Genomic DNA, 20928 nt, shown 5'->3' on the forward strand with positions numbered 1-20928 from the left:
TTAAAATTGTACGGCAATTTTCATTATTGAAGTCTCACACCCTATTTATTCAAACGAAAAAAGAGTAGAGAAAGCCTTGAATTACAGGCTTTCTCTACTACACTTGTTAATTCCAACCTTCGTTTTGAGGTATTCCTGATATGGCAATATCATCGTTGGGAATAAGCCATACATGATGTACTGTCGGATCGAATTGTGAACGTGCAGCCAGCACCTCGATTACGGTATATGGCGAATCAGGATCGGTTTTATCAGCATGGTCACGACCGTGCAGGGGCATATTGTAGGTATCGTCGGCATCGCCCCAGCGAACCAAATCAAAGTGCCTGTTGGCAAACTCACCTGCGAATTCTACACGTCGTTCTTGTTTTAAATCGCTCATGCCAGCATTGGTAATAGGAGCCAAACCAGCCCTGTTACGAACCATATTTATTTCGGCATCGGCATTCTGGCTTTTCATAAGCAGGGCTTCTGCTTTCATCAATACTATTTCGGTGTAACGCATAATAGGCACATTGGCAATAGTTGTTGGAGCATTTCCGTTTGGATTGATGGTTGTTCCAACAGGGTTTTCATAGCCATAGGCGTCCATATATTTGTTAAACTGAAAACCCGATTGTGAGTTCTGCGAAGTATATCTCCGGGTTTCGCCGAACCATTTAAACTCCTGGCCAAACTCCAAAATAGTTTCGCTACGGCGCATATCGCCCGGTTCATAGGCATTATACAATTCAAGCGTTGGCTGATAGTATCCCCAACCATTGTAATCGCCCCATCCTTTGTTTTCGAGCATTACCCCGGGTAGTTTGCTTCCGGCATCCACTCCTGAAACTACCGACCAAATGTACTCTGGTCCATAATTTTGCTGGTAGGTGAACACATCCCCAAAATCAGTTGCAGGACTGTCCGTATCCAGGATTTTCCGGCCCGATCCGGAGTTGGTCACCTTATCGCAATACTCAATTACTTTGTCCCACTTGGAGTTATCGTACTGTGCCCAATATAAGTATGTTTTAGCTATGTAGGCCAGTGCAGCATCTTTGTGGGCCCGTCCCAGATCGGCAGAGGCATACGCGGTGAAAAGGGGCAGTATCTCAACCGCCTTTTCCAGGTCGCTGATGATGTGTTCGTAGTTTTCGACTACACTGGCAGGCCGTGTAAAATGATCCTGAAACATGTTCTCTTCAGTTACGATAGGTACACCACCGTTTGGTCCGTTATCGCCATAGGTATGAGCCAGCCAAAAATAATGGAAAGCACGCATAAAGTAGGCTTCGCCCAAGATTCTGTTTTTCAACGATGTCTCTATCTCAATGCTTGGCACATGTGCCAGCACGTCGTTTGCTCTGCGGATAATTTTGTACGACTGCGGATACATCCAACTAAAATACCCCTCATCGCCACTTAAGGTAAAGTTGACGGCAGCATCGGCTCGCGCATTATTACGGCCTGTTATCATATCGTCCGAGGCATTGATGTACCACATAAATCCACGGGCAAACATATCTTCGTCCTTCATGTAATAATACATGGCATTTGCTCCTGCCAGCGCATCATCCTGAGTCTGCCAGTAGTTTCCTTCCGTTGCACTTCCCTTAGGGGTTAAATCGGTAAAGCTATCCGAGCATCCCCAGGCTGTAAAAATCATTATCACAGCGGCAACAATATTCGATATTCTTATATTTTTCATGTGTCTAAATTTTGTTTTTCAATGGTCACATGGAACTCACCAAACTCAATCCTCCTCGTGTGTGAGAAAGGTTTGTCATGGCTCGTTTCATCATTGTTTTCGTTTTTAATCTTCTTAAAATAATCATTTTCTTCAAATCAAATTAACCCAAATAATTGACTATGTCGAACGTTGTTTCTTGAATTATTTCTACCTCCGGTAGCGACTAAGTTTCACTAATAATTTTTTTTCAAAAATAAAAGTTCCGCTATGTCGGGGTTAACCTAAACTTTATTCATATTTTAAAAAATTTATGAATAGTTCAGGCTAAAAAGTAAATGACAAACCAGTTGACAATGTGCGCGCTACCGGATAGGAACCTACATCAAGTCCTATTCCGCCTACTTCCGGATCCAATCCAGAATAATCGGTAATGGTAAACAGGTTTTCGGCTGTAACATAAATACGCAGATTAGAACCTTTAATTACCTTATTGAGCACATTTTGCGGAACGGTATAGCCCAGGGTCATATTCTTCATACGCAGGTACGACGCATCTTCGAGATACCACGTTGAGTTGGTAGCAAAGTTTCTGTTGTCGTCACTGGTTTGCAACCTGGGGATATTTGAATTGGGATTACTTGTAGACCAAGCACCTAAAATACGATTGTCGCGATTATAAGTTTGTTCGCTCATATTGTATGTTGAGTACTTATATCCATTAAACGCCTTCGACCCTTCAACTCCTTGTAAAATAATAGCCAGGTCAAAGCCTTTGTATTCCAGGTTAATATTGAAAGCATAGGTAAAAGTGGGAAAAGCGTTACCATGAAATACCCTATCCTCGTCCGAAATCTTTCCATCGTTGTTGGCATCGGTAAATTTAAGATCACCGGGTTTGGCATTGGGCTGAATGGGTGCACCGTTAAATGTGTGCGCATCTATTTCGGCCTGTGTTTTAAAAATACCCTCCGAAGTAACCAAATGGTAGCTATATAAAGGCTGCCCGGGCTCGGAACGGAACGGAAATAAAGAGGAGCGAACATTGTTGCTATGATAAATGTAATCGCTGGTATATCCGTCCAGATCCAATAGTTCATTATCTATCGTCGAAAAATTAGCTCCTATGGAGTATTTTAGTTGTCTATCGTTATTCCTATAAATCAAAGATCCTTCAAACCCCTTGTTTTTAACATTGCCTACATTGGAAGTTGGCCCATCGCTCACACCGGTATGCGGATCTGCAGCATTTGTCAGGATCATGTCGTGGGTAGTCTTCTCAAAATAATCGGCAACCAATTCCAGGCGACCGCCAAATAAAGTAGCATCTAAACCCAAATCGTAGGTTTCTGATCTCTCCCATTTCAAGTCTCTGTTCGATTGCTGTGCCACATAATATCCCGGAAGATAAGCCGGGTTCTCACCAAGGTAAGGCCTGTGGGAGCTCATGGGCACGTTATATGCATAATAATTCACTGACTGGATATTCCCAATCTCTCCCCAGGAAGCCCTCAGTTTTAAGGAGCTCAACCAATCTACATCATTCAGGAAAGGCTCTTCGGACAATCTCCAGGCTGCCGAAAGAGAAGAAAAAACATCACTATTGTTTTCTTTTGCCAGACGCGACGAACGATCTTTTCGTATGCTGGCCGAGAAGAAATAACGACTGGCATAATTATAACGGAAACGGCCGATTGCTGAGGTTAAAGCGTCTTCATATACATCACTGTCCCACTCTACTATTTCGCCCGCATTTTTTAAATAATGATACCATTCTTCTTCGCGTGCAAAATCCTGTGCATTAACCACGTTATACTCATAATCGGTATGCTGGGCCGAGTACACTGCAGTAAGGTTAAAATTGTGTTTTTTATAAGATCTTTCGTAATTAATCTGATTATCCCAGATCCATTTGTTGCGATTAGACCAGGATTGATCCATATAATTCATATCCGTACGACGACCGGACTCCGGTATCCTGGGTGTAAACTTTTTATAATCGTCATCTCTCAGGTCGATAGCAAACGAGGTACGGAACTTGAAACCTTCAAAGGCTTTATAATCCAGGTAGGCGTTCGCATTCATGTTTGTAATAGGATTCGTTGTGCTTGGTCTGCTCAATAAGGCAACGGGATTATACACATCGCCATAAGCACCGGCAAATACAGAACCTTCGGGGGCAACTCCATGAAAATTACCTTGTTCGTCGCGTATAGGTGCAGCTGAAGGCATGTACATGGCGTTAATAATCGCACCGGAATAACTGGAAGAGGTATTGGCACCTACCGCTTCGGTACGAGCCATATAAAAATTCTCACCTACTGTTATTTTATCCGTAATATCATATGCACTTTTTAACCTGAGGGCAAAACGTTTTGAGTTTGTTCCTATTAGTAGACCGTCCTTATCCTGGTAATTGAACGAAGACATATACCGTCCCTTTTCACCGCCGCCGGATACAGAAGCATTTACATTATTTACTTTGGCTGTCCTAAATATGGCATCCACCCAATTGGTACGCGTAACAGCACCCCACGGATTTTGGGCAGCATCGTGAGCCGGTAAGCGCGACGCACCGGAATTATCGGTTGCCGTATTATAGGCCCAGCTCTGCTGCTCGGCATTCAAAGGTGTTGGTTTGTTCATGGCCTGTTGTACACCGGTAAAAAAATCGAAGCTAACCTTGGGCTTGCCACTCTTACCACTTTTGGTGGTAACAACAATTACACCTGAAGCAGCCTGTGCTCCATATATGGCAGCCGAAGCCGCATCTTTTAATATGGACATTGTTTCAATATCGTTGGGGTTGATTGCTCCGCCATAGTAAGGCATTCCGTCAACCACCCACAATGGCGACTCGTCGCTAACCGAACCAACACCACGTATTACTACTTTAGCCGTTTTAGTTGGATCGCCACCCTGCTGCACTACAGTAACACCGGCCGTATTTCCCTGCAGAAAGTCCGATGGACTTGTAATGGCACGACTGTTAATTTTATCCAACCCGGTAACGGTAGCTATAGATGAAGAAAGATCTGATTTTTTTGCTGACCCATAACCTATGGCCACCACTTCGTCCAGTCCTATGGTTTCTTCCTCCAAGGTGATATTTACAACTGACTGTCCGGACAAGACCACCTCTTGGTTTATCATTCCTATAAACGAAAACACCAATGTGGCATTAGCAGGCACCTCGCTCAAACTGTAATTACCATCCATATCTGTTATGGTTCCCATTGTACTGCCCTTCACCATTATAGATGCACCCGGAACCGGTTCGCCCAATTTATCGCGTACTTTACCCGTAATAGTTCGCTGCCCGGCCTGTTGTACACCACTCATCGCTTTAGCCGATGACAAAACAATTTGCCTGTCGAGTATGGCGTAGGTCACATCGGTGCCCCTAAACAACTGATCGAGTACAGTACTTATCTTTTCTTTTTCTACATCTACATCAACCTGTCGTTCAACATCAATAAGCTTGTTGTTATAGGCAAAATAAAATTCCGATTTATCTTCAATAACTTTGAGCACATCGCGAACCGTTGTGTTGCTCTCGCGCACAGTGATACGGGTGTTTTGCGAGTAACTATTGGAAGCCTGCAGGCTAAATATCGCACCCAACATCAATAGTAATGTTATTTTCATAACTCGTCTGTTTTGCTTTGAAAAAGGTACATAGTTCCTTCTCCAAAAATTCGACATTTTTTTCATATATTTGAGCGTTTTTAAATTATGGTTTTTCCTGTTTCAGCAGGTTAAAATCGTTTGGGAGAGTGCTGGTAACACTCTCCTTTTTTATTTAATATTAATTAGTTTAATAATGGCCTAACCATCATTGATTTCTCCATTTTTTTTAAGGGGGTTTTTGTACGTTTCGTTTCATAGATTTTTTTTATTTAGTTAATAATTAGCACTCACCTTATGTACTTATCATTGTGCCTTTCGTAAAATTATTTTTCTCTTGCTAAATACGCCCTCGTTATTTTCATTCTGTTCAATAACTTCAGATGATATGGGCGACGATAGCTGCAGTATTTTCAACGCCCTTTCCAGCGTTTCATTGGTAAAGGTAAGAGTAAAACGGTACTCCAAAAGCTCATCATTTTCAATCACTACATCCACATTGTACAGTTTCTCAAAACGGGCTACTACAACCTCAATGGGGTCATTATCAAATATGGTACGCCCTGATTTCCAGGATGTAAACTTACTGATATTGTTTGATTGGCTGATATCTAAAGTATTTTTGGCTTTGTTTAAAGTAGCTACCTCATTGGGGTTTAAATCTGCTATATTTTTAAATATTCCTTCCGTTTGGTTTAGTTCTCCTATTTCAACGGCTCCCTCCACCAAGGCCACCGACATCAGGTTTTCGTCGGTGTACGATCGGATATTAAAGGCCGTACCGGTTACTTTTACATCCAGGTTGTTCATGTCTATAATAAAGGGTAGCTCAGAATTATTCTCTACATCAAAATAAGCTTCGCCTTCGAGTTGAACCAGGCGCATATCATTTGCTTTAAAAGACGACGGATAGGTGAAGGTGCTTCCTGAGTTAAGCCAAACCAAAGTGCCATCGGGCAAGGTTAATTGACTTACCGCTCCCAACGGAACTGTAATTTTGTTGCTGGCAACATAGTTATCCTTTGTGCTTTTGCCAATATAATATACTAAGGCCATCAACAAAGGTATCATCACAATGGCAGCAATCTTCGAAAACAGGAGATAGACCTTGCGCCCGGTTGATATTTGTTTTGCTGACAGGTTAATTTGGTGATGTACCTTACTTAATATCCGATCGAAATGCTTTTCATCCCCGATAGGGTCGTTTCCACATTTTTTCCAATATCCATGCATTACTTTTTCCAACTCCGGCTCAGCTTCCTTATCGTTAAGTATAGATATGACCTCATTTAGTTCTGTATTGGAATAGTTTCCCTCAATATATTTATCAATCTTCTTCTTCATATTTTATCGCTCTGATATCTGTAAAACGCACAAGCCGCCTTTTACCCCTGCTCTCTACTTGTTTTTTTACTATTTATTCTTATTATTTTTTCAACGACACAATTGTCGAGTTGGAATTCAACTAACGTATTCCGCATTTATTACAGGTATAACGCACAAGTTGTATGCTACCCCTGCTTTATTTTTAAAAATAATTTCTTTGAATCGCAATACCGATCCGTCACCGTTTCTCACAATGCAGTAGATTACACTGAAACAGGCCATTGGCTTGATAAGGAAATAAAATAATAGTAAGGAAAAACTTGCGCGTTATTTATTGTAAAAATAGGTTGACGTATAGCCCGGCCCATACGCCAAAAAGCAAAAAATCTTTTCGAAGAAATGCGAGCGCTTTAGTAATATGATCTTCAACTGTTTTTTCCGAAATTCCTTTAAGTTTAGCAATTTCTTTATTAGAAAGTCCTTTTTCCCTACTCAATAAAAAAATGGCCTTTCGTTTTGGTGGTAGCTGGGGAACTAGCTTATCATACTGTTCCTTCAAAAAAAAGTAATCGACTTGTTCTTTTGTCCCTGAGCTGTTGGTATCCACCGTTTGTTTTAAATAATTCAGGTATTTTTGTTCGGAAGAACGCTTGCGAAATATTGAAAGTATGGTATTTTTTGCAATGGTAAAGAAGAGGGCCTCTATATTACTGTCTGAATTTAAAGATGAGCGCTTCTCCCAAAATTTAACAAACACCTCTTGAACAACATCGTAGGCGTCTTCTTCGTTTTTTAAAAACGAAAATGAAAAGCGAAAAATTTTATGATGAAACTGCTTGTAAATTTCATCAATCACTCTTTTGTCATTATTCATTAATCGCCTGCAATATGCCTGTTGAATATGCTCCATGTGGGGTTTGCGTGTAGATTTAAAAAGAGCCTTCACAATAGTATAAAGGATTATTGAAAATTCCAACTCCAACGTTAATTTCTCTTAAATTGAATAGTTCAGATGCTTTAGTCTTATCGAAACATTATATTTGTATGCTTCAGATATACAGCACGCCAGCAACCCATAACATAAGCTGCGCGGTGCTGCACAGTCAAATTACCTCAAATCAATTAAAAATGTTCCGACACCAGGGAGAATCACGCACACCCAGGCACAATGTGCGAATTGCCGTGCCCCTTTCTTTTATTGCAGGCCTGGTTAATATAACAGGTTTTTTAGGTATACATACGCTCACTTCAAATGTTACAGGTCATTTTGCCACCTTAATATTAGGTACGCATGCAATGGATTGGACTATCGTATTTATATATATAGGCTATCTCGCCTCATTTTTAGTTGGTTCATTTACTTCGGGCGTATTAATAGAATGGATAAGAATACACAGGAAAATAAACAAATATTTACTGCCCACATTGTTAGAGTTTACCATACTTGTTATTGTTCCCTTTATGGTGTATAGCAATGTTGCAATATCACCAAGTTGGATAGCATGCTTATTACTGTTTGCCATGGGCGTACAGAACTCATTTGTAACCCGAATATCAGATGCAGTTGTAAGAACCACCCACCTAACCGGATTATTTACTGACTTGGGACTGGAGTTGTCGCATTTATTGTTTTCGTCGCAGAAACAGTTTTATCGTGAAAATGTATCCACCATAAAGTTGAGGTTAAACATTATTTTCTTCTTCTTTTTAGGTGGTCTCGTGGGTGTAATCCTCTATAATAAAATTGGATTCTTTGTACTACTATTTGCTGCAGGCATTTTACTAATAGGTTTATTTTTGGATGATGTGCAATACAATGTTAAAAAGCTGTTCCGATGGGTAAACAACAAGTCTGCCTAACTATTATGACTGTATTTTTTCATGACAACGAATTATCATCTTTATAACTTTGTGAACTAAATAAAATTATGGGGAAAACATACCACGTTTCGCTGTATCAATTGATAAAATAAACGCTATGCTTCACTACCTTTAAAAATATATTATTACAAAATAAATTAGTACTTTACTTTCCAAACCAAGTTTTTCACTTTAAAAAACAAGCTTCACAACAAAGTAAGCCATTTCGGATGTTCTAACGGCTATGGTTATTGGCATCGTAGCACTCAATGCCTTTCCCGTAGCCTCCGGAGCAACACCAGTAAAAGGATTGGTTACCGGATAATCGCCGGTATCATTTAAAAAAGCTATTTCAAAAGCATTAAGGGCAAAAATCGCCGCTTTTTCTAATCCCTGACACGAATTATAAGTACACCCAATAGCGCAATTTTCATATTTCCTCAAACTATTCGCTCTACTTTAATGTAGTCTTTCCGCTTACCTTTTTAACAGCATATTGATCCGTTTTTTCGTTTCTTTGCTTAAAAAAAATGAGCGAAAAAAACCTAACCGTCACGAGCAATAAAACCGGACAATTATTTGATGCAAAAGGACAGCTCTTGAGCCCTCCCTCGCAGTGGAGTTTTTTACCTGCGGGCGATGCAGGGGTGACCCGAAAAGTGACGGCCAATGGCAAATATTGGCGGGTAGTATTTAAAAAAGGTCGTCGCATTATGTCCAAAGGTGTTTGGGCACCTACCCAAGTTATTGAAATGGCAAAAAAAGAAATGGAGGCTACCCGAAGCACCGATGATTACCTAAAGAAAAAGGAATATAATGCCAAACGTCGCAAAAAACAGCAACAAGCCTATGAAATAGAATTCTGTGCCGAGGTGGAGAAATTCTTAAACTTTCATTCCGATTATGCACCTGTTGCACGGGCAATGGCCATTTTAGTTACACGCCATGCAGTACCTGTGGGTAGCGGAACCGTAGCACGTACCGCCATGATACCCGTCCATGAGCGGGCTGCACGTGCTGTAATTGCCTGGATGCGCCACCAAACAACGGCCTACGACCACATGAAAATTGCCCGTATAAAAGGCGAAAGAAGAGAAGTGCGACGTATGCTGGCCCAAGAATCTACACGCTTAATGAACAACTATCGGCGTGGTTTGCCCATACCGTTCACTTGCCCTTTAAAAAAAGCCCTGGATAAAATCATATCACCATAATGAAATAAAACTCCTTCCGAACTACTTGACAAAAATCACCTTGTGTTGCAACAATTAGTGCTTATCTTGTAAAGCGTTTAAAAAATGTATAAAACCAAAGCATATGGCAATAGTAAAACCATTTAAAGGCCTTCGTCCTCCTCAAAAAATAGCAGCTACCTTAGCCTGCCTACCCTATGATGTGATGAACCGCGAGGAAGCGGCACGCATGGCGCAGGGAAAACCGGAATCGCTACTGCATGTTACACGAAGCGAAATAGATTGTCCGGCGGATACGGATATCCACTCGCAAGAGGTATATGATAAGTCGGTACAGAATTTTAAGCTGTTTCAGGAAAAGGGCTGGCTGGTGCAAGATACCGAAGCCCATTTTTACATCTACGCCCAAACCATGGACGGCCGAACGCAGTATGGCATAGTGGGTGCAGCATCCATTGACGATTATTTAAACGGCATCATTAAAAAACATGAGCTTACGCGCAGCGAGAAAGAAAAAGACCGCATGGTGCATGTACGCATTAACAATGCCAATATTGAGCCTGTTTTTTTTACCTATCCTAATGTAAAAGAGATAGACCGAATAGTTGAAGACATTGTAGCCAGGCAAAAACCGGAATACGATTTTATCGCCGAGGATGGTTTCGGACACCATTTCTGGGTGGTTAAGGATGCCCAAACCAATCAGCATCTCGAGCAGCTTTTCGCTAACAAAGTACCTGCCACCTATGTTGCCGACGGCCATCACCGAACTGCCGCAGCCGCTTTGGTGGGCAAAGAAAAACGCGAACAGAATCCCAATCATACCGGGGAAGAAAACTACAACTTCTTTTTGGCGGTACATTTTCCGGATACACAACTTAAAATTATCGATTACAACCGTGTGGTAAAAGATCTGAACGGTCTGAGCAAGGCATCCTTTATCCATAAGCTAAGCGAAAGCTTTGAGGTGGGGCCGGCTGCAAAAGAAATCATTAAACCTACTGCCTTGCACGAATTTTCGATGTATTTAGATGGGCATTGGTATAAATTGAATGCCAAGCCGGGCACCTATAACGACAAAGACCCTATTGGCGTATTGGATGTAACGGTATTATCGGATCTTGTTTTAGATAAAATTTTAGGCATAGTAGATTTACGTACCGATAAACGGATTGATTTTGTTGGCGGTATTCGTGGTCTTGGCGAATTGAAGAAAAGAGTGGACAGTGGTGAAATGGAAGTGGCTTTTGCCATGTATCCGGTTAGCATGCAGCAGCTTATCGATATTGCCGACACAGGCAACATCATGCCGCCAAAAACTACCTGGTTCGAACCTAAGCTACGATCGGGATTGGTGATCCATAAGCTCGATTAAATATTCCCTCGTTTAATGGCAGAAGCTGCTTTTAATTTAGATGGAATCGAAATACATCATTTACAATGTTTTGTACACGGAGGTGGCGCTATGCTCACCTCCTTTTTTATATATCATCGGCCACCGTCTCCTGGCTTTTAAAGTTCTGTGAACCTATCCGCGAAGCAATTTCAACTTCCTTTCTTTTTCCAGTTCTTCATGCAATATCTCCTCCACATCATCGTAGCAAGCTCCGCAAATGGTGGCAGCACCGGTCTCATCCTGCACATCGTCCACCGTTTTTAGTTGTTTATCGTGTATGGCTTTTACCAAATCCTGCTTTCGGAGCATCATATGCTTACATACAAAATCTCTATCTTTAAATTTGCTCATTATTTTTTGTTTTATTTAATGTCTGTTACAAACAACCATGGACGCACTTAATCATTTCAACACAATCCATGCGCTTGATTATCTTAAATGAATTATTACTTTAAACCAAACTTTGCCAAATTAGTTCAAAGCGTTAAAGCAATCCATACAATAAGTTAAGGAAGTGTTAAATTATACTATTTATAGGTCATCAGAACAATTCATTAACATCTTTTAACAGTCCTGAACTCTCCACTGGACATTAAAAAACTAATTTTGAAATCCATTGAAAAAAGCATTATTTAATTAACAATAACAATATACCCATGGAGCAATCTGTTGATATTAGGGAGTTAAACGAAAGGATAAAAAACGAAAGTTCGTTTGTAGATTTGTTGACCATTGAAATGAACAAGGTCATCGTAGGCCAAAAACATCTGGTAGAGGGTTTGTTAATTGGCTTGTTGAGCGATGGCCACATCCTGCTGGAGGGAGTGCCGGGATTAGCAAAAACATTAGCCATCAACACCTTAGCCACTATTGTGGATGCCGATTTTAGCCGGATACAATTTACACCGGATTTGCTGCCTGCCGACCTTTTGGGTACGATGATTTATAGCCAAAAGAACGAAGAGTTTATTATTAAAAAAGGGCCTATCTTCACCAATTTTGTACTGGCCGACGAAATAAACCGTGCCCCGGCCAAAGTACAAAGCGCCTTACTTGAAGCCATGCAGGAGCGTCAGGTAACCATTGGCGAAACCACGCACAAATTGCAAGAACCCTTTTTGGTGATGGCCACGCAAAACCCCATTGAGCAGGAAGGAACTTACCCTCTTCCTGAAGCACAGGTTGACCGGTTTATGCTCAAGGTTGTTATCGACTATCCCAAAAAAGAGGAGGAACAAATGATTATCCGACACAATCTGGCACAATCATTCCCTAAAGCATCGTGCATTTTAAAACCCGAGGATATCCTCCGCGCCCGTAAAGTGGTAAAGGATGTTTATATGGACGAAAAAATTGAAAAGTACATCGTTGATATTGTTTTTGCTACTCGTTTCCCATCGCAATATAAACTAGAGAAATATGAGGAGATGATTTCGTACGGTTGTTCGCCTCGTGCCAGTATCAACCTGTCAATGGCAGCTAAGGCCTATGCTTTTATCAAACGCCGGGGGTATGTGATACCTGAAGATGTTCGCGCTGTTTGCCACGATGTGATGCGCCACAGGATTGGACTCTCTTACGAGGCGGAGGCCAATAATATTACTTCGGTAGATGTGATCAACGACATATTAAATACGGTGGAAGTTCCTTAAAGGGTGAAGAGTTAAAAGTGACATGTTTAAAGCTTTAGCGAGCTATAAACTATTCATTGCCAACTAATTTCTCGTCAGTAAATTCATTAGATTAAGATGACGGGATGTCACATTGTTGCAACGGATGACTGATAACTGAATACCGATCATTACAGCAAAAAAACATGGATACAGCAGATCTAATAAAAAATGTACGACGGATAGAAATAAAATCCAGAGGGCTTTCCAATAATATATTCGCAGGCGAGTACCATTCGGCATTTAAAGGTCGTGGTATGACCTTTAGCGAAGTGCGCGAGTACCAATACGGCGACGACATACGGAATATCGACTGGAATGTTACTGCGCGCTTCAACCATCCCTATGTTAAAATATTTGAGGAAGAAAGGGAACTGACGGTGATGCTGCTCATTGATGTTTCAGGTTCGCGGGAATTTGGAACCTCATTTAAATACAAGAAAAACATTATCACCGAAATAGCTGCTGTATTGTCTTTTTCGGCTATACAAAACAATGATAAAATAGGTGTTATCTTTTTTTCGGATAAGATAGAAAAGTTTATCACTCCCCAAAAAGGACGTAAACACATTTTGCATATTATCCGCCAGTTGATTTCGTTTACACCCGATAACCGTACCACCAACATTGCCGAAGCTTTGCGCTACCTCACCAATGCCATAAAAAAAAGGTGTACAGCATTTGTGATTTCCGATTTTATGGATGACGACTTTGAGAACGCACTTAAAATTGCCAATCAAAAACACGATGTGGTGGCGCTAAAAATTTACGACAAACGCGAAACAGAAATGCCCGCCGTTGGTCTGGTAAAAATGAAGGATGCCGAAACGGACAACTATTCCTGGATTGACACCTCAAACAAAAGTGTACAGGAGGCCTATGCCCAATGGTGGAGAGACAGTGATGCAAGCACACAAGCCATATTCCGCAAGTGCGGTATCGACAATACCTCTATCCGTACCGACGAGGATTATGTGAAATCGTTGATGTACTTATTTAAAAAACGAATGTGATGAGCGGAATGGTAATTTTAAATACGATGAAACGTTTTGGCTTAAAAATTAGCTTTGTGGCCATGCTGCTTTCGGCTATGAGTTTTGCTATGCAAGCGCAACAAGTAAATGTAACGGCCACATTGGATAGTACCATGATTGTTATTGGCGGACAAATAGACTTAAAGTTGGAGGTAAGTCAACCGGAAGGATTAATCGTCAATTTTCCGTTTTTTACCGATACCATCACCAAAAATATCGAGATAGTGGATAAAGGCGGGGTGGACAGTATGAAGATAGACAATAACCGTCTGGTACTTTCTCAACTGTACCGGATTACCTCATTCGATAGCGGATTACATTACATTCCGCCCATACAAATAGAGGTTATTCAGCAGGAAGCAAAAAACATCGCTTCGTCTAATGCACTGAGTTTGATGGTGGTTAACCCCTTTAAAGAGGTTAACCCCGAAAAAGGGGTGATGGATATTAAAGGGCCGCAGGAGGCGCCATTTAAATTGAGCGAAGTACTACACTATATTTACTTATACGGGGGAATCGCAATAGCCTTGGCACTCCTGATATGGCTTTTTCTGTACTTACGTAATAAGCACACCAAAGGTGGATTATCGTTGATTAAAGCCAAACCCGAAGAACCGGCTCACATTATCGCACTGCGCGAACTCGATAAAATTAAAGCATCCAAACTTTGGGAACATAATAGAGTGAAGGAGTTTTATACCCAGGTAAGCGACACTATTCGTAACTACATCGAAAAGCGTTACGAAAAACCGGCCATGGAACAAACATCACAGGAGATATTCGACTCACTCAGCAAACTGGAGATTGGGCCTAAATCGATGGAGCAACTAAAGCAAGTACTCGAACTGGCCGACTTGGTTAAGTTTGCCAAGTTTACTCCCTTACCCGACGAAAACGGGATAAGTTTGATGAATGCCTACTTTTTTGTAAACCAGACCAAAAAAGAAGAAATAAAACCCCTGGAGGAAGAAAAAGAAGAAATGCTGGCTAAAGAAGCCGAAACCAGTATAACGGTTTCCGATAAATAGCATATTTAAGCTGAACGATTCATCTTTTATTAAATATGAATAAATTTCAGAGCCTGCCCGTCGTTTTTACGGGGTGAATCCCGATACAGCTGAAGTCAAACTTTTGGAAAAAGTTTTTTACCGAATTGAAAATCGACAGCCTGCTCGCTGATTTTATTTCTGGATGCCGAACATAGTCACTATCGGTGACAGAGATAATTTTTGAAATAAGGATAGGCATAGCCAATTATTTGGGCTAAGAAAAACCAGGACAGTTTAATTAATATAGTTACAGAAGATTATTTACAATGAACGACATAACTTTTTTACATCCCAATTACCTATATCTGGCGTTGCTGGTGTTGCCCATGGTAGCCTGGTATGTCTGGAAACACAAAAGCGCCCAAGCCTCGCTGCAAATATCATCGCTTAAAGGATTTAAAAAGGCGCCTGTGAGCTGGAAAGTATATTTAAGGCATCTGCCTATTGTGTTGAGATCGTTGGCCATACTTTTTCTGGTAATTGTACTGGCGCGCCCGCAATCGTCCAACAGTTCGCACAACGTGGTTACCGAGGGTATCGACATTATGATGGCGATGGATATATCATCAAGTATGGAGGCACTGGATTTTAAGCCCAACCGACTGGAAGCGGCTAAAGAAGTAGCGATACAGTTTATGTCGGCACGCGAAAACGATAAAATTGGTATTGTAATATTTGCCGGACAAAGTTTTACGCAATGTCCGCTTACCACCGACAAAAAAGTGCTGGTGAATATGATGGCCGACATTACTACCCATATGGTAGAAGACGGTACTGCCATAGGTTTAGGGCTGGCTACAGCAGTGAGTCGTATTAAGGACAGTGATGCGAAATCGAAGGTAATTATTCTGTTAACCGACGGTGTAAACAACCGCGGCGAGGTGGCACCTCTCACAGCAGCCGAAATAGCCAAAACATTTGGCGTTAGGGTGTATACCATTGGCGTTGGAACACAAGGCGTAGCGCAACGACCCGTACAAACGCCTTACGGTACCCGGCTTGTAGAAGAGGAAGTACGGATAGATGAAGAGATGATGAAACAGATTTCGAGTATAACCGATGGAAAATACTTTAGGGCTACTGATAAAAGCGGCCTTAGAAAAATATACGAGGAGATTGACCAGCTGGAGAAAACCAAAATAGAAGTTAAAGAATATACCAAACACTCCGAAGAGTATATGCTGTGGGCTATTTTAGCTGCTGTATGTGTATTAACGGAAGTGTTTTTAAAAAGTACTGTGTTGCGCAATCTGCCATAACGGATTCGCCGCATAAAAACTCAACTAATGATAATTTCTTTGCATTAATTATAAAACACCATGTTTAGATTTGAACATCCCGATTTTTTATACTTGCTGATTCTAATTCCCGTATTGGCCTTTGCCAGTCTGTTGATAGCTCGTAAGCGCAAACGGGCTTTGCAACGTTTTGGCAATCCCGAGCTGCTGGAGCCGCTTATGCCGGGAGTCTCAGCTATTCGTCCGGTCATCAAATTTTATTTGATACTGCTGGCACTTAGCGCCATCATCTTTACCTTGGCAGGGCCACAGTTTGGTACAAAGCTTCAAACGGTAAAACGTAAGGGCATCGAAATAATGATAGCTTTAGATGTGAGTAACAGCATGAATGCGCAAGACATTGCACCCAGCAGACTCGACAGGGCAAAAAGAGCCATTTATCAATTGGTTGACAAATTACAGAACGATAAGGTGGGATTGATTGTTTTTGCCGGAGAAGCGTATACACAGTTGCCCATCACTACTGATTATCCCTCGGCAAAAATGTTTATCTCTTCCATTAATACCGACATAGTACCAACGCAAGGGACCGCTATCGGGGCGGCCATTCGGCGTAGCATGAGCTCTTTTAGTGCGCAGGAAAACGTTAACAGAGCCATCATAGTTATCACGGACGGCGAAAATCACGAAGACGATGCCATCGGTGCCGCTAAAGCAGCCGTAGAAAAAGGCATAAAGGTTTATACCGTAGGGATGGGATTACCCAAGGGGGCACCCATCCCCATACCTGGTGGTGGAAAAAATAATTTTATGAAGGATCGGGAGGGCAACGTGGTGATATCCAAACTCGACGAAGCCATGTTGGTTGAAATTGCTAAAGCAGGGGATGCCGAATTTATACCCGCCAACAATATACGTAAGGGAATAAACGATTTAGTTGACTACCTCTCTAAACTCGAAAAAACAGAAATGGAGGCTAAGATTTATACCGACTACGAAAACCAGTTTCAGTATATAGCACTGATAGCACTGATTATGTTGTTGATAGATTTTATAGTATTAGAACGGAAAAACAAATATTTAAGCAAAATTAAATTGTTTGAAGAGGAGGATAAAAAATGAGAAGCTTACTGAGTATCCTATTGATATTAATTGCGGCACAAACATTTGCCCAAAAGGAACGCAAACATATACGCAGCGGAAACGACCAATACAACGAAGGGAAGTTTATCGAGTCCGAGATTGAATACAAGAAAGCTTTAGATAAACTTAAAGAAGGAAAGTCGTCGTTCGAGGCTGAATTTAACCTGGGTGATGCCTATTTTAAACAAGAAAAATACGAAGAGGCCTATAATCAGTTCCAAAGTATAAGCCGGGAAGGACTCACTAAAGTGCAAAAATCCGAACTATGGCACAACATTGGCAACACCTATATTACTAAAAAAGAAATAGATAAGGCCATTGATGCGTATAAACAAGCCCTGCGCAACAACCCTTTAGATGACGAAACACGGTATAATTTGATTGCAGCCATGAAAATGAAGGAGCAGCAAGATCAAAATAAAGACCAAAATCAAGAGCAGGAACAGGAGCAGGATAAAAAAGATCAGGAACAGGAGGAGCAGGATAAAAAAGACCAGAAAAAAAAGGATCAGGAGCAGCAAAAACAAGATCAGAATAAAGAAGATCAGGCCAATAAGCCGGAACAACAGGAAAATCAAATATCCAAAGAAGCGGCTGAGCGTATCCTCAATGCACTGGATCAGGACGAACAGGAGCTTCAGGACGAAAAAAGAAAAATTAAAGGAGCACCTGCTAAAAATATCGAGAAAAACTGGTAATAGGTCTTTGTAATAAAGAAACCTTGACTACAAAAAACTGATTCCTTTGTAGCACTATTTACATTACCACGGCACATTTAGAATTATGTGCTATTTTTGCGAAGAATTACAATATGGAGATGATGCACAAATTAAAATATATATTATTCGGGCTTCTGTTGCTTAGTGCTTTTAATAGCCTTAGCGCCCAGGACATACAGTTTTCGGCACAGGCCAAGCAAGCAGTATTGTCGGGAGAGAAATTTCAGCTGGTATATTCGGTCAACGAAGAAGGCAGTGACTTGCGCTTACCCCCCCTGCCCGACTTTACCGTTTTGATGGGTCCCAGCGTAATGACAAGCTCCAGTACGCAAATAATCAATGGTAAAGTTACGCGGAGCAAACAATATACCTACACTTACATCTTAAAATCGGACAAGCCGGGTAACTATGTGATTGAACCGGCACAGATAAGCATTGACGGGCGAAAATATTCGAGTAACAAATTGAATATTGAAGTGGTAAAGGGGACATCCGGATCCGCACCCCGGCAACAGCAGCAACAGCAACAAAGTTCGGCAGGTGATGGTTCTTTTAGCAAGGACGATCTTTTTATTAAAGTAAGCCACAACAAAAGCAGCATTTATCAGGGCGAACCACTTGTGCTAACAACCAAAATATACACGCGCATCGATCTGGACAATGTATCTGATATCAAACATCCCGATTTCCGTAACTTTATTGTGCAGGATGTGGCCGATGCCAGTAACATAGACTGGTCGTATGAAGTGATCAACAACAAGCAATACCGGGTTGGCACTTTCGAGAAAAAAGTTTTGTATGCTCAAAATACCGGAACGCAAACCATTGAACCCACCGAGATAGAATTTTTAATAAAGCAACGCATACGCCGCAGATCGCAAAGTATTTTCGACGATTTTTTTGATAACAACTACCGGGTAATAAAAAAACGGGTGAAATCTGATCCTATAAAAATTCAGGTTAAACCTTATCCTTCTGGCCAACCGCAATCCTTTTCGGGAGCAGTAGGCCAATTGAACATGGCTGTTTCTGCCTCCACCGATAAGGTGAAGGTAAACGATGGCATCACCATCAAGGTAGTTGTATCGGGTACGGGCAACCACAAACTAATGTCGGCACCGGAGTTGAATTTCCCCAGCGATTTTGACATTTTTGATCCTACGGTGAAAAATAGTTTTCAGAATACCATTGCCGGAATGAAAGGAAGCAAAACTTTTGAGTATCTGATAATTCCCCGCTTCCCAGGTAATTTCACCATCGATCCGCTCAAGTTTTCGTATTTCGACTATAAAACCAAAAGTTTTAAAACAATAAGTTCTCAAGCCATAAACATAACCGTTGAAAAAAATGGAGATGGACAGGAATATACGGGCGGCACCTACAGCCCGTCGGGTGTTAACCGCGAAGATGTACGGTTTGTGGGTAAGGACATACGTTTTATCAAAACCGGTAATCCCCACCTTAAACCCCGAGGTACGTTTTTATTTGGTTCTACTTTATTTTATCTGGGTTACATTGTGCCTTTGCTATTGCTGGCTTTAGCATTTATTTTGTACCGTAAGCGAATGCACGAAAATGCCAATGTGCTGCAAACAAAAAACAAAAGAGCCAATAAGATAGCCAAAAAACGCTTGAAAAAATCGTCCACCTACTTAAAGGCTAAAGATCATGAAGCCTTTTACGACGAAGTACTCAGGGCTTTGTACACCTATTTAAGCGATAAGCTTTATTTACCTGTAAGCGAACTGAACAAGGACAAAGTAAGTATGCTGATAGAAGAAAGAGGAGCTAATGCAGAGGTACGCCAAGAGCTGATTTCGATACTCGACACTTGTGAGTTTGCCCGCTTCTCGCCCGGATCCGCAGGGGCTGAGCAAATGGATAAACTTTACCAACGTGCACTGACCAACATTAGCCAACTCGACAACCAAATTAAAAACTAAAGTAACAATGAAGAAATTAATCCTATATACGCTTATCCTGTTGTCGTTTACCTCGGTTTATGCCCAGGATAACAGATTCCAGGATGCAAACGCCTTTTATACCGATGGCAAGTTCGAAGAAGCTGTTTTGGCTTATAACGATATACTTAAAACAGGGGTAGAAAGTGCCGAGTTATATTATAATTTAGGCAACGCGTATTATAAATCGGGCCAATTGCCCCAGGCTATATTAAACTATGAGCGGGCGTTGTTGCTTGCACCACACGACAAAGACATTAGGTACAATCTGGAGATGAGCAACATGCAGATAACCGATAAAATAGAAACGGTCGGTGATTTTTTTCTAATTACCTGGTTCAACGATTTTAAAAACAAAACAAAGTCCGATACCTGGGCAATGATATCAATTGTAGCTTTTGCTCTTGCTGTATTTAGTTTCGGTATCTTTTTATTTTCACGTACACGAAACCTAAAACAAGCCACATTTGCATTGGCCATCTTTTTATTTGTGGGTGCCATGGTGGCATTTAATTTTTCGTCATCACAAAAAAACCGACTGACCAAACGCAATGGTGCTATTATTTTTGAACCTTCGGTAAACGTTAAAAGCTCCCCCTCGGCAGGAGGTACCGATCTTTTTATCCTGCACGAAGGAACCAAAGTAAACATATTGGAAGAATTGGGCGAATGGAACAAAATAGAGATAAGTGACGGCAGTGAAGGCTGGTTGCCCGTTTCGGCTATTGAAATAATCTGAAAAAATAAAAAAAACCGAATTAAAGGTGACCAAGCCCCTGAAATTATAAGTGTTTATTATTCTATTCTTAATGAAATATCCGGGTAAATCTACCCCAAAATTCAGATGGCAATCAATTTCAAGATGAAATTAATCGACTTACTCTTTTAATTGAAAAATAGGATAATGAACACAACACATTTAAAGCCTCAGACCCAATTGAATATTTAAATCTTTGATGTAAAAACACAATTTAAAGGCGGAGGATTGAGGTGATATTTTGGATATATCGAAATGGACTATATCTAAAATTTTAATTTATTAC

General features: G+C 41.0%; 17 protein-coding genes. 11 read left to right on the forward strand and 6 right to left on the reverse strand.

Annotation, left to right across the window (positions count from 1 at the left end; all coding sequences use genetic code 11):
• Window positions 1–106: 106 nt before the first annotated feature.
• From FN809_RS03460 to FN809_RS03475, 4 genes are all read right to left on the reverse strand, one after another.
• The gene (locus tag FN809_RS03460) at window positions 107–1690 is read right to left on the reverse strand and encodes a RagB/SusD family nutrient uptake outer membrane protein (protein ID WP_142532061.1); all 1584 of its coding nucleotides are present in this window, start codon (window positions 1688–1690) and stop codon (window positions 107–109) included.
• A 306-nt stretch (window positions 1691–1996) separates the two neighbouring features.
• Window positions 1997–5317 carry a TonB-dependent receptor gene (locus tag FN809_RS03465; RefSeq protein ID WP_185957422.1) on the reverse strand — a complete coding sequence of 1107 codons (3321 nt, stop codon included), beginning with the start codon at window positions 5315–5317 and terminating at the stop codon, window positions 1997–1999.
• 285 nt (window positions 5318–5602) lie between these two features.
• A complete protein-coding gene (locus FN809_RS03470) occupies window positions 5603–6640 on the reverse strand; it encodes a FecR family protein (RefSeq protein WP_142532063.1) in 1038 nt (345 codons plus the stop codon).
• 313 nt (window positions 6641–6953) lie between these two features.
• Window positions 6954–7496: an RNA polymerase sigma-70 factor gene (locus FN809_RS03475; RefSeq protein WP_246095421.1), complete on the reverse strand. Its 543-nt coding sequence runs from the start codon at window positions 7494–7496 to the stop codon at window positions 6954–6956.
• A gap of 170 nt (window positions 7497–7666) precedes the next feature.
• On the opposite strand from FN809_RS03475, the gene FN809_RS03480 reads away from it, so the two are divergent.
• Window positions 7667–8482 carry a YoaK family protein gene (locus FN809_RS03480; protein WP_221929345.1) on the forward strand — a complete coding sequence of 272 codons (816 nt, stop codon included), beginning with the start codon at window positions 7667–7669 and terminating at the stop codon, window positions 8480–8482.
• A 192-nt stretch (window positions 8483–8674) separates the two neighbouring features.
• Here FN809_RS03480 and FN809_RS03485 read toward each other — a convergent pair whose 3' ends face one another.
• On the reverse strand, window positions 8675–8926 hold the full coding sequence (locus tag FN809_RS03485) for a hypothetical protein (protein ID WP_142532065.1): 252 nt from the start codon (window positions 8924–8926) through the stop codon (window positions 8675–8677).
• An 86-nt stretch (window positions 8927–9012) separates the two neighbouring features.
• Between FN809_RS03485 and FN809_RS03490 the strand changes: the two genes are divergently transcribed.
• Complete coding sequence (locus FN809_RS03490; protein ID WP_142532066.1) at window positions 9013–9696, forward strand: DUF2293 domain-containing protein; 684 nt, start codon at window positions 9013–9015, stop codon at window positions 9694–9696.
• Between the two features lie 103 nt (window positions 9697–9799).
• A complete protein-coding gene (locus FN809_RS03495; RefSeq protein ID WP_142532067.1) occupies window positions 9800–11050 on the forward strand; it encodes a DUF1015 domain-containing protein in 1251 nt (416 codons plus the stop codon).
• Between the two features lie 153 nt (window positions 11051–11203).
• On the opposite strand, the gene FN809_RS03500 is transcribed toward FN809_RS03495, so the two are convergent.
• A complete protein-coding gene (locus FN809_RS03500; protein WP_142532068.1) occupies window positions 11204–11422 on the reverse strand; it encodes a (2Fe-2S)-binding protein in 219 nt (72 codons plus the stop codon).
• Between the two features lie 305 nt (window positions 11423–11727).
• Between FN809_RS03500 and FN809_RS03505 the strand changes: the two genes are divergently transcribed.
• The 8 genes from FN809_RS03505 to FN809_RS03540 all read left to right on the forward strand — a co-directional run bounded on the left by FN809_RS03505 (window position 11728) and on the right by FN809_RS03540 (window position 20624).
• Complete coding sequence (locus tag FN809_RS03505; RefSeq protein WP_142532069.1) at window positions 11728–12723, forward strand: AAA family ATPase; 996 nt, start codon at window positions 11728–11730, stop codon at window positions 12721–12723.
• 164 nt (window positions 12724–12887) lie between these two features.
• On the forward strand, window positions 12888–13754 hold the full coding sequence (locus FN809_RS03510) for a DUF58 domain-containing protein (RefSeq protein ID WP_142532070.1): 867 nt from the start codon (window positions 12888–12890) through the stop codon (window positions 13752–13754).
• On the forward strand, window positions 13754–14803 hold the full coding sequence (locus FN809_RS03515; protein WP_246095423.1) for a hypothetical protein: 1050 nt from the start codon (window positions 13754–13756) through the stop codon (window positions 14801–14803). Before FN809_RS03510 ends, FN809_RS03515 begins: the two co-directional genes overlap by 1 nt.
• A gap of 287 nt (window positions 14804–15090) precedes the next feature.
• Complete coding sequence (locus tag FN809_RS03520) at window positions 15091–16083, forward strand: vWA domain-containing protein (protein WP_221929346.1); 993 nt, start codon at window positions 15091–15093, stop codon at window positions 16081–16083.
• 60 nt (window positions 16084–16143) lie between these two features.
• Entirely contained in the window at window positions 16144–17184 is a 1041-nt protein-coding gene (locus tag FN809_RS03525; RefSeq protein ID WP_142532071.1) for a vWA domain-containing protein, read from the forward strand.
• Window positions 17181–17903 (forward strand): tetratricopeptide repeat protein, encoded by a 723-nt coding sequence (locus FN809_RS03530; protein WP_142532072.1) that lies wholly within the window; start codon window positions 17181–17183, stop codon window positions 17901–17903. The genes FN809_RS03525 and FN809_RS03530 overlap by 4 nt, the downstream gene beginning before the upstream one ends.
• A gap of 119 nt (window positions 17904–18022) precedes the next feature.
• The gene (locus tag FN809_RS03535) at window positions 18023–19867 is read left to right on the forward strand and encodes a BatD family protein (RefSeq protein WP_185957423.1); all 1845 of its coding nucleotides are present in this window, start codon (window positions 18023–18025) and stop codon (window positions 19865–19867) included.
• Window positions 19868–19874: 7 nt separating this feature from the next.
• Entirely contained in the window at window positions 19875–20624 is a 750-nt protein-coding gene (locus tag FN809_RS03540) for a tetratricopeptide repeat protein (protein WP_142532074.1), read from the forward strand.
• Window positions 20625–20928: the final 304 nt, after the last annotated feature.

Origin of the sequence: Saccharicrinis carchari (assembly GCF_900182605.1) — a bacterium.
Lineage (GTDB): Bacteria > Bacteroidota > Bacteroidia > Bacteroidales > Marinilabiliaceae > Saccharicrinis > Saccharicrinis carchari.

Coding starts and splice junctions, on each gene's coding strand:
- FN809_RS03540 (WP_142532074.1), top strand. CDS start 19,875: ATGAAGAAATTAATCCTATATACGCTTATCCTGTTGTCGTTTACCTCG.
- FN809_RS03510 (WP_142532070.1), top strand. CDS start 12,888: ATGGATACAGCAGATCTAATAAAAAATGTACGACGGATAGAAATAAAA.
- FN809_RS03500 (WP_142532068.1), bottom strand. CDS start 11,422: ATGAGCAAATTTAAAGATAGAGATTTTGTATGTAAGCATATGATGCTC.
- FN809_RS03515 (WP_246095423.1), top strand. CDS start 13,754: ATGAGCGGAATGGTAATTTTAAATACGATGAAACGTTTTGGCTTAAAA.
- FN809_RS03465 (WP_185957422.1), bottom strand. CDS start 5,317: ATGAAAATAACATTACTATTGATGTTGGGTGCGATATTTAGCCTGCAG.
- FN809_RS03470 (WP_142532063.1), bottom strand. CDS start 6,640: ATGAAGAAGAAGATTGATAAATATATTGAGGGAAACTATTCCAATACA.
- FN809_RS03535 (WP_185957423.1), top strand. CDS start 18,023: ATGATGCACAAATTAAAATATATATTATTCGGGCTTCTGTTGCTTAGT.
- FN809_RS03460 (WP_142532061.1), bottom strand. CDS start 1,690: ATGAAAAATATAAGAATATCGAATATTGTTGCCGCTGTGATAATGATT.
- FN809_RS03480 (WP_221929345.1), top strand. CDS start 7,667: ATGCTTCAGATATACAGCACGCCAGCAACCCATAACATAAGCTGCGCG.
- FN809_RS03475 (WP_246095421.1), bottom strand. CDS start 7,496: ATGAATAATGACAAAAGAGTGATTGATGAAATTTACAAGCAGTTTCAT.
- FN809_RS03495 (WP_142532067.1), top strand. CDS start 9,800: ATGGCAATAGTAAAACCATTTAAAGGCCTTCGTCCTCCTCAAAAAATA.
- FN809_RS03530 (WP_142532072.1), top strand. CDS start 17,181: ATGAGAAGCTTACTGAGTATCCTATTGATATTAATTGCGGCACAAACA.
- FN809_RS03490 (WP_142532066.1), top strand. CDS start 9,013: ATGAGCGAAAAAAACCTAACCGTCACGAGCAATAAAACCGGACAATTA.
- FN809_RS03525 (WP_142532071.1), top strand. CDS start 16,144: ATGTTTAGATTTGAACATCCCGATTTTTTATACTTGCTGATTCTAATT.
- FN809_RS03505 (WP_142532069.1), top strand. CDS start 11,728: ATGGAGCAATCTGTTGATATTAGGGAGTTAAACGAAAGGATAAAAAAC.
- FN809_RS03520 (WP_221929346.1), top strand. CDS start 15,091: ATGAACGACATAACTTTTTTACATCCCAATTACCTATATCTGGCGTTG.